Source organism: Loktanella sp. M215 (assembly GCF_021735925.1).
Classification (GTDB): Bacteria; Pseudomonadota; Alphaproteobacteria; order Rhodobacterales; family Rhodobacteraceae; genus Loktanella.
The window spans coordinates 201,690-213,145 of record NZ_WMEA01000001.1 but is presented as its reverse complement, the minus strand read 5'-3'; the positions used below and the strand labels follow the sequence as shown (position 1 = coordinate 213,145).

Sequence of the window (11,456 nt, the reverse complement as noted above, 5' to 3'; positions counted from 1 at the left end):
GCCTGATCAGACGCGGGCGGCATCCGTCGCGTGACGGCCCTTGCCGCGCAAGGCGCCGTCTTCGACCCCGATCCGGTGATAAAGCATCGCGGCATTCAACAGCGTGAACACGACGGCGACCCATGTCAGGCCCAGCACCAGCGGGGCCACGATGATCTCGGCCACGACAAGGGTGTAGTTCGGGTGCGGGATGAAACGGAACGGCCCGCGTGCAACCAGCGGTTCGTCGATGACGATGATGCGCGTGGTCCAGCGCGACCCCAACGTGCCGAGGATCCAGACCCGGAACACCTGCAGCACCGCGTAGACGGCGAGCCAGCCCATGTGCAGCGGCTGCGACCAGCCGAAGAGGATCAGCGCCAGCACCCATGCGGTGTGCAGCGCGACCATGACCGGATAATGACCCGCACCCACCTCGCGCGCACCGCGGGCCAGCAGCCGCGCGGTATTGCGGCGGGCGATGAGGAGTTCGCTGAGCCGTTGCACGACGAGGAACGCGAGGAACAGCGCCGTGCCCATCGTCATGCGGTCACCGTCATCGGCAGCAAGGATGCGGTAAAGCCGGGGCCAAGTGCGCAGAGCGCCAGCTTGCCGGTCTGCCCTGCCGCAAGCACGCGCTGCAGCACGAAAAGTGCTGTCGGTGCGGACATGTTGCCGAAGTCGCGCAAGACGCTGCGTTCGGCGTCCAGTGCGCCGGGGGTCAGATCCATCGTGGCCTCGATCGCCTCGACGACCTTGGCGCCGCCGGGATGACAGACGAACCGGTCGATCTGACCCAGCTGCAATCCGGCCTCGGCCAGCATCGACGTGACGGCGGGGCGGAATTCATCCGTCACGAAACTTGGAATGGACCGGTCGAAGATCACGCCAAGGCCCGTATCGTCGACGTCCCAGCCCATGATGGGCAGGGTGTCCGGGAACAGGTGTTCGTGACCCTCGTGCAGGATCACCTCTCCGCCTTCGCCCGTCCCGCCACCAATGACGGCAGCGGCCGCCCCGTCACCGAACAGGACCGTTGCGATCACGTCAGCCTTTTGCAGGCGGTCCGCCCGGAACGACAAAGAGCAGGCCTCGACCGCGACCATCAGGACGATGCTGCCGGGATCGGCGGCGGCCAGACGGCGCGCAATCGACAGGCCCGAGGTGCCGCCGGCACAGCCCAGACCGAAGACCGGCACCCGCCGCACGTCACGGCGGAAACCCATGGCGCGGTGCGCCTGCGCTTCGAGTGTCGGGGTGGCGATACCGGTGGACGAGATCGTGACAATGGTATCGACCTGATCCGCGGTGAGGCCAGCAGCGTTCAGCGCATCCGTGGCGGCGGCGATGAACAGCGCCGTGGCGCCTTTCATGTAGGCCGCGCCGCGTTCCGCCCAGCCGTGATCGGCGGCAAACCACTCCAGCGGCATCACGCTATAGCGACGCTCGACCCCGGCATTCTGAAAGGCGGGCACCAGCTTTTCGAAAAAGGGATATTTCGGCGCAAGCAGGGCACGGGCCTGAGTCAGGACGTCTTCCTGCGTCAGCACATGGGCGGGCAGTGCCGTACCGATGCCCTTGAGAACGGTGGTGGACCGCGTGCCCGAAAGCGTGCGGTCCTGTGGGGAAACCTGTTGTAACATGGAAATGACCTCTTGGGCGGTAAAGACAGAACGCTGCGGATGCGCTGCGGGTTCCGCTCCACAGGTTGCGGTGGTCTGAGGGGAGACGACATTTCCCCCTCGCCTGCATCCGGCGCAGGACCTATAACGCCCGCGTCATGTAAAGGAGCCAGCCCATGCCCGCCGATCTGTCCCCCATCGACAAGGCCAAGTTCGTCGCCGCGCGCCGCGCCTGCGATTACGTCGAATCCGGCATGAAACTTGGCCTTGGCACCGGGTCCACCGCCGCCTGGCTGGTCCGGTGCCTGGGCGAAATGGTGCGCGATGACGGGTTGCGGATCAAGGGCGTGCCGACCTCGACCCGGACCGCCGAACTGGCGCGCGACGTGGGCATCGAGGTGATTTCGTTGGACGAGGCGAAGTGGCTGGATCTGACCATCGACGGTGCGGATGAATTCGACGGCGCGCTGAACCTGATCAAGGGTGGCGGCGGTGCGCTGTTGCAGGAAAAGATCGTGGCGACGGCCAGCGACCGCATGATCGTGATTGCCGACGTGTCCAAGAAGGTCGAGACGCTGGGCGCCTTCCCGCTGCCGATCGAGGTGATCCCCTTCGGCTGGCAAACCTCCAAGGTGCTGGTCGAAGAGGCGCTGATCGGCCTTGACGTGATGGGATCGACCTCGACCCTGCGGATGAACGGCCAGACGCCTTTCGTCACGGACGAGGGCAATCATATTCTGGACCTGCACCTGAACCGCATCGGCAATGCGCGGCAGTTGGCTCTGGTGCTGAACCAGATCCCCGGCGTGGTGGAAAACGGATTGTTCATCGATATCTGCGATATCGTGGTGACCGGTTACGCCGATGGCCGGGTCGAGGTCCACGACATCAACAAGGGCGAGACCGACGAGACGCGGTACGACTTTCTTGACGGTGATAACCTGTTCGCCGATCTGGGCGACTGACAGCCATTCCATCTGCGCACTGGACGGGGGCGGGAACGCGGCGCATATGGTGCTGCGAACCATTCTCATTCCAAGGTGCGCCACCGACATGTCCACGCCCAGTTCTTCCCTGACTGACCGCACGTCGCAGCGCATGGCCGACGTGCTGGCGGGGCGTCTGAAAGGGCCGCGGTCGTGGCTGGTGTTCGCGGGGCCTGCGGTGATCGCCTCGGTCGCCTATATGGACCCCGGCAACTATGCGACGAACATTCAGGCAGGGGCGGGCTATGGCTATGCCCTGCTGTGGGTTGTGGTCATGGCGAACCTTGTGGCGATGCTGTTCCAGGCGCTGTCGGCGCGGCTGGGGATCGTCACGGGCAAGAACCTGGCAGAGCATTGCCGCGACGGGTTCTCGCGCCCGACGGTCCTGTTCATGTGGATCGTGTCGGAAATCGCGGCCATGGCAACCGATCTGGCAGAGTTTCTGGGCGGGGCCATCGGGCTGGCCTTGCTGTTCAACCTGCCGCTGATGGTCGGCATGGGGATTACGGCCATCGTGACCTATGCGCTGCTGCTGGTGGAAAACCGCGGCTTTCGCCCGATGGAACTGCTGGTGGGCACGCTCGTGGGCGTGATCGGCCTGTGCTATCTGGCCGAGCTTCTGATCGCGCCGATTGCCTGGGGCGAGGCGGCGCGGGGGGCCGTGTTGCCGCAGATGCCGGATCTTGCGGCGCTGACGATCTCTGTCGGAATCATCGGGGCGACGGTCATGCCGCATGCGATCTATCTGCATTCCGGCCTGACGCAGCAGCGGGTCAAGATCCACAACGACGTCGAACGCGCCAAGGTGCTGCGCTTTTCCAATATCGAGGTCGTGGTGGCCCTTGCCGTCGCGGGCATGATCAACATCGCGATGGTAATGATGGCGGCATCGGCCTTTCACGCGGGCAACCCCGAAGTGGCCGAGATCGAGACCGCCTATCACACGCTGACGCCGCTGCTGGGCGGCGCTGCCGCGGCGGCCTTCTTGATCAGCCTGATCGCGTCCGGCGTCTCGTCCAGTGTCGTCGGGACCATGGCGGGGCAGATGATCATGCAGGGCTTCATCCGCATGAACATCCCGCTGCTGGTGCGGCGGATCGTCACCATGGCGCCGGCCTTCATCGTGGTCGCGATGGGGGTCAATGTCACCTCTGCGCTGGTGGCAAGTCAGGTCGTGCTGTCCATCGCCCTGCCGATCCCGATGATCGCGCTGATCATCTTCACCTCGCGCCGCAGTGTCATGGGGGATTTCGTGACCGGACCGGTGTTGCGCACGCTGGCCATTGCGGCCTCGGCCGTGGTGCTGACGTTGAATTTCGTCCTGCTGGCCGATGTCGCGGGGCTGCCGATCCCGTTTCTGAAAGGCTGATCCGCAGCCGTCACGTTTGTGCAAGGGGCGTTGGCCTTTCCGATCCGTTGCGGCTAGGTTGCCGCAGGATTTTGCTGCAACGGGGCCTTTTGATGTCTTTCGACTACGATCTTTTTGTCATCGGTGGCGGGTCCGGCGGCGTGCGGGCCGCGCGCATGGCAGCCGAGACGGGCGCCAAGGTCGGTCTGGCCGAGGAAAGCCGCATGGGCGGCACCTGTGTCATCCGGGGCTGCGTGCCTAAGAAGCTGATGGTCTACGCGTCAAGCTATGCCGAGCGTGTAGAAGAGGCGCAGGGCTATGGCTGGGACGCGACGCTGGGCGATTTCGACTGGAACCGGTTCCGCACAAAGTTGCATAAGGAACTGGACCGGCTTGAACAGGTCTATCGCAACCTGCTCGATGGCTCTGGCGTGGATATCCACGACTGCCGCGCCGTCCTGCAGGATGCGCATACGGTGCAGGTTGGTGACGGCAAGACCGTGACCGCCAAGCACATCCTGATCGCGACCGGCGGCCACCCGACCCGGCCCGAGATGGAAAACTGCGATCTGGGGATCGTGTCCAACGATATGTTCCTGTTGGAAAAGCTGCCTGAGACGCTGCTGATTATCGGTGGGGGCTACATCGCCTGCGAATTTGCCTGCATCATGGCGGGGCTGGGCGTGAAGGTGACGGTCTATCATCGGGGCGCCCAGATCCTGAAAGGTTTCGACGACGAGGCGCGCGGCTTGCTGGCGGAATCCATGCGTCACCGGGGGATCGACCTGCACACGGGCACAACCGTGACAGAGCTTTGCCCTGCAGGCGAGGCCCCGCGCGGGCCGATGCCTACAGGGTCCGACGCCGCCGCCGGTGCAGAGCCTGCCGCGACGATGGGCGCGCCGGCCGGCGAGACGAATGCCTTGGCCAGCAACCCCAAGAGCTTTACCGATGGGCGCGCCGCCGGTCCGATCTGGACGCGGGCCACGAATGGCGACGAAAAGGTCTTCGATTACGTCCTGTTCGCCACGGGCCGCGCGCCCAACACCGACAACCTTGGTCTTGATGCCGCAGGCGTGGACCTTGGCCGACACAAGGAAATCGTGGTCGATGAGTTCAGCCAGACCAACGTGCCCTCGATCTATGCCATCGGCGACGTGACCGACCGGGTTCAGCTGACGCCCGTGGCGATCCGCGAGGGGATGGCCTTTGTCGAGACCGTCTTCAAGGGAAACCCGACGCCGGTGGATCACGCGCTGATTGCCAGCGCCGTCTTTACACAGCCGGAACTTGGCACCGTGGGAGAGACGGAAGACGATGCCACCAGCCGGGGCGAGAGTGTCGAGATCTATTCCACCGCATTCCGCCCGATGCAGACGGCCTTCCTCGATACGCCGCAGCGTGTGCTGATGAAGCTGATCGTCAGCACCGAGACCCGCAAGGTTCTGGGGTGTCACATCGTCGCGGACCATGCGGGCGAGATGATCCAGATGGCGGCCATCGCGATCAAGATGGGTGCGACGAAAGAGGATTTCGACCGCACCTGTGCGGTCCATCCCACCATGGCCGAAGAGCTGGTCACGATGCGCAAGCCGGTGCGCACAACTTGAATTTTCGGGGCGGTGTCCCGATCTGCATATGAACGGGTCCGAACAGGATCGTAACATCAAGGAAGACTGACACACGATGGCAGGCAACAACGGGGGCCCCTGGGGGGGCGGCGGCGACGACAACCGGGGTGACAAGAACGGCGGCAAGACACCGCCACCACGGCCACCCCGCCGACCGGGCGAGGGGCCTCAGATTCCCGAAATCGACGAGTTGATGAACCGGGGCCGCGAACAGCTGCGCGTCCTGATGGGCGGTCGCGGTGGCGGGACCGGATCGAACGGCACGGGCGGCGGCGGTGGTCCGCGCCTGACGCGCGGGACCGTGGGTCTTGGCGTGCTGGCGGTCGTCGTGGCCTGGGTCGTGGCGTCGGTCTATACGGTCAAGCCCGAGGAACAATCGGTCGAACTGCTGCTGGGCGACTACATGTCCACCAACGGGCCGGGCCTGAATTTCGCACCCTGGCCTTTCGTGACGCGCGAAGTGATGCCGGTCACGTCCGAACGGTCCATCGACATCGGCACCAGCCGGTCGGGCATGGACGCGGGGCTGATGCTGACGGGTGACGAGAATATCGTGGACATCGATTTTCAGGTGGTCTGGAACATCAACGATCCGCAGAAATTCCTGTTCAACCTCGCCGATCCCGAACAGACGATCGAGGCTGTGTCGGAATCCGTGATGCGCGAGATCATCGCCCAAAGCCAGCTGGCGCCGATCCTGAACCGCGACCGCGGTTCGATCGCAGAGCGTCTGAAGAGCGAGATCCAGAGCACGCTGGACAGCTACGAATCCGGTGTGAACATCGTGCGTGTGAACTTCGACAAGGCCGACCCGCCAGAGCCCGTTATCGCGTCCTTCCGCAAGGTGCAGGACGCCGAGCAGGAGCGTGACCGGTTGCAGAACGTCGCCGATGCCTATGCCAACCGGGTCGAAGCCGAAGCCCGCGGTCAGGCTGCCCAGACCATCGAGCAGGCCGAAGGCTACCGCGCGCAGGTCGTGAACGAGGCTGCCGGTGAGGCGAGCCGCTTCTCTGCCGTGTTGACGGAATACGCGAAGGCACCGGATGTGACGCGCAAGCGGCTTTATCTGGAAACCATGGAAAAAGTGCTGGGAGAGTTGGACATCATCCTGCTTGACGAAAGCCAGGGCGGGCAGGGCGTCGTGCCCTATCTGCCGCTGAACCAGCTGGGCGGAAACACCCAGCGCAATGCGCCGGCTGCGGCACCTGCGAACGGAGGGACGAACTGATGCGGAAATCCATTTATCTGCTGCCGGCTCTGCTGGTCGTCATTGTGATCGCCATCTCCTCGGTCTTCATCGTGGACGAGCGTGAAAAGGCGCTGGTCCTGCAATTCGGCCAGATCGTGAAGGTGAAGGAAGAGCCGGGCCTTGGGTTCAAGATCCCGTTCATCCAGAACGTCGTGACCTACGACGACCGGATCCTGTCGCGCGACCTTGACCCGCTGGAGGTCACGCCGTCGGATGATCGTCGTCTGGTTGTCGACGCCTTCGCCCGCTACCGGATCGTTGATGTGCGCCAGTTCCGGCAGGCTGTCGGTGCGGGTGGCGAAGAAGTCGCGGCCCGTCGTCTGGACGGCATCCTGCGCGACACGACCCGCAACGTGCTGGGCACCGTGGCGTCCAACGACATCCTGTCGACGGACCGTGCGGCGCTGATGCTGCGCATCCGCAACAACGCCATCTCCGAAGCGCGGGGACTGGGGCTGGAGGTCATCGACGTGCGGCTGAAGCGCACGGACCTGCCGCCGGAAAACCTGAATGCGACCTACGAGCGGATGATCGCGGAACGTGACCGCGAGGCCGCAGACGAGGTTGCGCGCGGTAACGAGGCCGCCCAGCGGACCCGTGCCGCCGCCGACCGCACCGTGGTGGAGCTGACCTCTGACGCCCAGCGTCAGGCCGACATCACCCGCGGTGAGGCGGACGCCGAGCGTAACGGCATCTTCGCCGAAGCCTTTGGCGCTGACCCGGAGTTCTTTGCCTTCTACCGGTCGATGACGGCGTACGAGCGGTTCGCCGCACAGGGCCGGTCGTCGATGGTGCTGAGCCCAGATTCAGAGTTCTTCAACTATCTGCAGTCCGATCAGGGACAGACCGCCAATCAGGCCAGAGCGGCGGCGGCGTCCGCCCCGGCCGCACCGGCGGCGACACCCGCCCCTGCGGCTGCACCGGAAGCCTCTGCCGCGCCTGCTGCCCCAGCGGCGCCCGCTGACACAGAGGCGGCGGCCGAACCGGCACCTGCCGATGCAGGCGCGCCGGCCCCCGTGAACTGATCCCTGATCGGTCGTACATCATAAAAAGGGCCGGCGTTCGCGCCGGCCCTTTCCGTTGACGGGGCATGATCCCGCCTGTTTCGAGGCAAAAGGTCACGTTCCGTTCAGCTTCTGCATTCAGACTTTGCGTTGCCGGTTTTGCAGCCTAGGTTCAGGTCAAAGCAGCGCCAACGCGTCAATCATCCAAGGAGTCCGCCCCGTGAGGTCACAGGCAAAAGTCCAACATCGCGCCGATCCCCGCCCCATCCTGACCGGTCTGGCGCTGACGACAGCGCTTGTGCTGGCGCAGGCCCTGCCGGGTCACGCGCAGGTCAACCCCGAGACGACGACCGCAGATACGACACAGGCCCTGCCCGGGGCCGTCGCCGGCCGTCCGCTGACCTTTGCCGATCTTGCCGCACAGGTCAGCCCTTCGGTGGTGAACATCACGACCTCGACGACTGTGGCGGGTCGCGAAGGGCCGCAGGGCATCGTGCCCGATGGCTCTCCGTTCGAGGATTTCTTCAACGACCTGCAGAACGGCCCCGGTGGCCAGCCGCGCCGGTCGAGTGCGCTGGGCTCCGGCTTCGTGATCTCGGCTGACGGCTATATCGTGACGAACAACCACGTCATCGAAGGCGCCGACGAGATCGAGATCGAGTTCTTTCCGGGCGACGGCCAACCGGCGGAACAACTGCCGGCGACGCTGGTCGGCACGGATACCAACACGGATATCGCGCTGCTGAAGGTCGAATACGACAGCCCGCTGCAATTCGTGGAATTCGGCAACAGTAACGCCACCGGCGCGCGCGTCGGCGACTGGGTGCTGGCGATGGGCAACCCGCTGGGGCAAGGATTCTCGGTCAGTGCGGGCATCGTGTCGGCGCGCAACCGGGCGCTGTCGGGCACCTATGACGATTACATCCAGACCGACGCCGCAATCAACCGCGGCAACTCTGGCGGGCCGCTGTTCAACATGGACGGCGAAGTCATCGGCGTGAACACCGCGATCCTGTCGCCGAACGGCGGGTCGATCGGCATCGGTTTCGCCATGTCGTCCGCGGTCGTGTCGAACGTCGTCGATCAGTTGCGCGAGTTCGGGGAAACCCGCCGCGGCTGGCTGGGCGTGCGCATTCAGGACGTGACGCCGGACATGGTCAGCGCCATCGACGGTCTGGACAGCGCGCGCGGCGCGTTGATTACCGACGTCCCCCCCGGCCCGGCAGAGGATGCGGGCCTGCTGTCTGGCGACGTGATCCTGTCCTACGACGGCACCGAAGTCACCGACACGCGCGAACTGGTGCGGATGGTCGGCAACTCTGCCGTCGGCGCCAAGATCCCGATGCAGGTCCTGCGCAACGGTGACGAGACCATGATCGATGTGACCTTGGGCCGCCGCGAGACCGACGAGGCCACGGCCTTCCCGGCCTCTGATACGGGCCCGGCACCAGAGGACGCCACGCAGGAGATGCTGGGACTGACCGTCTCTCCGGTCACGCCTGATCTGGCAGAGCAATACGGTCTGGACGACCGGGCCGGTCTGGTCATAACCGCCGTCGATCCGGCGTCCGACGCCGGTGCCAAGGGTCTGGCAGAAGGCGACCTGATCACCGATGCGGGTCAGGAGCCCGTCACCACGCCGGAAGAGTTGCAGGCGCGAATCGACAATGCGGCCGAGGCGGGTCAGACCTCCTTGCTGCTGCTGGTGCGGCGCGACGGCAATCCGCGGTTCCTCGCGCTGGCGCTGGGCGATGCGGGTGACGCAGGTCCGGCCGAACCGGATGGCAGCACGGATCAGAACTGATCCGTCGCGATCATCACACACGCCGTCCCTGCGGGGGCGGCGTTGTCGTGTCAGCCGCGCGGCACGGCCAGAATGCCAAGAGTCCGTGCAGCCGCGACACCCAGCAGCGGACTGTCGATGCCCTCTGCACGCTGGAACATCTGAACCGCAAGACTCGTCGCCTCGTCGTATCGGCCCGTGATCGGCCCACTATAGCTGCGCCGGATCAGCAGGGCGCGTTGCAGGCTGGACACGAAGGCGATTGTGTAGACGGGGGGACAGACCGTTTCGAACCGCCGACCGGGGCCGGTCGAGACGGTTTGCGGGCGCGAGACGTTGCGGAAGACCGGCGGGCTGGTGACGCTGCCGTCTGCGGCGCGCACGGCGGGGACGACCTCGATCAGCTCATTGACGATATCGGTGCGCGTCGGCCCTGCAGCGGTGGCAAAGCAGCGTCCGTTCACATCGGTCTCGATCTCTCCCAACGAGACGACGATTTCCGCAGGGGCCACGGCGTTGCCCGAGGGCTGCGCCGTGCAGGCGGCAAGGGCCAGCGGCAGGACTTTGATCAGGTGGCGCATCGGATCTCCTCTGCCGCAAGGATTAGCGGGCGTGCGCTGGCAGCGATAGAGGACGGTCGCGCGGCAGGGGGATTTGTGACTGGCAGGACGCAACCATCTTCTTTAGAACACTTTTCAACCCGAAGGCACAAAGGAACATCGGATGGCCAAGATCACCTACGTCGAGCATGGCGGCAAGGAGCACGTTGTCGAGGTCAAGACCGGCATGACGGTCATGGAAGGGGCGCGTGACAACGGCATCCCGGGGATCGAGGCCGACTGCGGCGGCGCCTGCGCCTGTTCGACATGCCACGTCTACGTCGACCCGTCCTGGGTGGACAAGCTGCCCGCCAAGGACGCGATGGAGGAGGACATGCTGGATTTCGCCTACAAGCCCGATCCGGCCCGTTCCCGCCTGACCTGCCAGCTGAAGGTCAGCGATGATCTGGACGGTCTGCGCGTGCAGATGCCCGAAAAGCAGATCTGATGTGGTACGCGGTCGCCGCAGGTCTGCTGGCCTGTCTGGCGACCGGGGCTGCCGCCTGCAACGCGCCCCGGGCTGCTGTGGTGGGCGAGGTCGCAGTTGCAGGCGGCTCCGCCCTTGTGACGCGGGCGTGGTACGCCGATCCGACGACTGACTATGACCATGCCATTTTCGGGCGCGCAACGACGGCGCAGGTCTTGCGTGCCGAGGTTGCTGGTGCAGATGGATGCCTCATCCTGACCGCAGCCGCAGGCGACGGACATGTGTTCGAGGATACCGCGCCCCGGATCGTCGATCTGGACGGCGACGGTCGCGCCGAGGTGATCGCGGTGCGCACCAGCCTGACGCAAGGCGCGCAGCTTGCGCTTTACGGGGTGCGTGGTGACGCATTGGCGGTGCTGGCAACGACGCCCTACATCGGTCAGGCGCGTCGCTGGCTGGCCCCCGTCGGGGGCGGTGACATCGACGGCGATGGCCGGATCGAGGTCGCCTATATCGACCGCCCGCATCTGGACCGCGTCATGCGGGTCTGGCGGTTTGACGGTGCCGCGCTGACCGAAGTCTACCGCATCCCCGGACTGACCAATCACCGGATCGGCGATCCTGTCATCAGCGGTGGCTTTCGGACCTGCGGCGGGGTGACCGAAACGGTGACGGCGGATGCAGGCTGGACCCGGGTGATGGCCACACGGATCGTGGGCGGGCGTGCGGTGATGCGTGATCTGGGGCCGATGGGGCAGGGTGCCTTTGCGGCGGCGTTGCGCTGCGGCGGATAGGCGGCTGGGGGCGCTGCCCCCGGGCTGCGCCCTC

11 protein-coding genes are annotated in these 11,456 nt (G+C 65.4%); 8 read left to right on the top strand and 3 right to left on the bottom strand.

The annotated features are described in order from the left end of the window. Window positions 1–6: 6 nt before the first annotated feature. Together GLR48_RS01025 and GLR48_RS01020 are read right to left on the bottom strand one after the other, a co-directional pair. Window positions 7–525 (bottom strand): isoprenylcysteine carboxyl methyltransferase family protein, encoded by a 519-nt coding sequence (locus GLR48_RS01025; RefSeq protein WP_237057930.1) that lies wholly within the window; start codon window positions 523–525, stop codon window positions 7–9. Next, window positions 522–1,622: a type III polyketide synthase gene (locus GLR48_RS01020; RefSeq protein ID WP_237057928.1), complete on the bottom strand. Its 1,101-nt coding sequence runs from the start codon at window positions 1,620–1,622 to the stop codon at window positions 522–524. The genes GLR48_RS01025 and GLR48_RS01020 overlap by 4 nt, the downstream gene beginning before the upstream one ends. 155 nt (window positions 1,623–1,777) lie before the next feature. On the opposite strand from GLR48_RS01020, the gene rpiA reads away from it, so the two are divergent. The 6 genes from rpiA (at window position 1,778) to GLR48_RS00990 (ending at window position 9,623) form a co-directional block, all read left to right on the top strand. Continuing rightward, window positions 1,778–2,566 carry a ribose-5-phosphate isomerase RpiA gene (gene rpiA / locus GLR48_RS01015; protein WP_237057925.1) on the top strand — a complete coding sequence of 263 codons (789 nt, stop codon included), beginning with the start codon at window positions 1,778–1,780 and terminating at the stop codon, window positions 2,564–2,566. An 88-nt stretch (window positions 2,567–2,654) separates the two neighbouring features. Further along, the gene (locus GLR48_RS01010; protein ID WP_237057923.1) at window positions 2,655–3,956 is read left to right on the top strand and encodes an Nramp family divalent metal transporter; all 1,302 of its coding nucleotides are present in this window, start codon (window positions 2,655–2,657) and stop codon (window positions 3,954–3,956) included. Between the two features lie 92 nt (window positions 3,957–4,048). Then, window positions 4,049–5,545, top strand: coding sequence for an FAD-dependent oxidoreductase (locus GLR48_RS01005; protein WP_237057921.1), 1,497 nt, complete (start codon window positions 4,049–4,051; stop codon window positions 5,543–5,545). Between the two features lie 76 nt (window positions 5,546–5,621). Further along, window positions 5,622–6,794, top strand: coding sequence for an FtsH protease activity modulator HflK (gene hflK / locus GLR48_RS01000; protein WP_237057919.1), 1,173 nt, complete (start codon window positions 5,622–5,624; stop codon window positions 6,792–6,794). Continuing rightward, complete coding sequence (gene hflC, locus GLR48_RS00995; RefSeq protein ID WP_237057917.1) at window positions 6,794–7,840, top strand: protease modulator HflC; 1,047 nt, start codon at window positions 6,794–6,796, stop codon at window positions 7,838–7,840. Before hflK ends, hflC begins: the two co-directional genes overlap by 1 nt. A gap of 199 nt (window positions 7,841–8,039) precedes the next feature. Beyond that, window positions 8,040–9,623, top strand: coding sequence for a Do family serine endopeptidase (locus GLR48_RS00990; protein ID WP_442915735.1), 1,584 nt, complete (start codon window positions 8,040–8,042; stop codon window positions 9,621–9,623). 50 nt (window positions 9,624–9,673) lie between these two features. On the opposite strand, the gene GLR48_RS00985 is transcribed toward GLR48_RS00990, so the two are convergent. Next, complete coding sequence (locus GLR48_RS00985; RefSeq protein ID WP_237057915.1) at window positions 9,674–10,183, bottom strand: peptidoglycan-binding domain-containing protein; 510 nt, start codon at window positions 10,181–10,183, stop codon at window positions 9,674–9,676. A gap of 142 nt (window positions 10,184–10,325) precedes the next feature. On the opposite strand from GLR48_RS00985, the gene GLR48_RS00980 reads away from it, so the two are divergent. Further along, complete coding sequence (locus GLR48_RS00980) at window positions 10,326–10,649, top strand: 2Fe-2S iron-sulfur cluster-binding protein (protein ID WP_237057913.1); 324 nt, start codon at window positions 10,326–10,328, stop codon at window positions 10,647–10,649. Then, window positions 10,649–11,422, top strand: coding sequence for an FG-GAP-like repeat-containing protein (locus tag GLR48_RS00975; RefSeq protein ID WP_237057911.1), 774 nt, complete (start codon window positions 10,649–10,651; stop codon window positions 11,420–11,422). Before GLR48_RS00980 ends, GLR48_RS00975 begins: the two co-directional genes overlap by 1 nt. Window positions 11,423–11,456 lie beyond the last annotated feature (34 nt).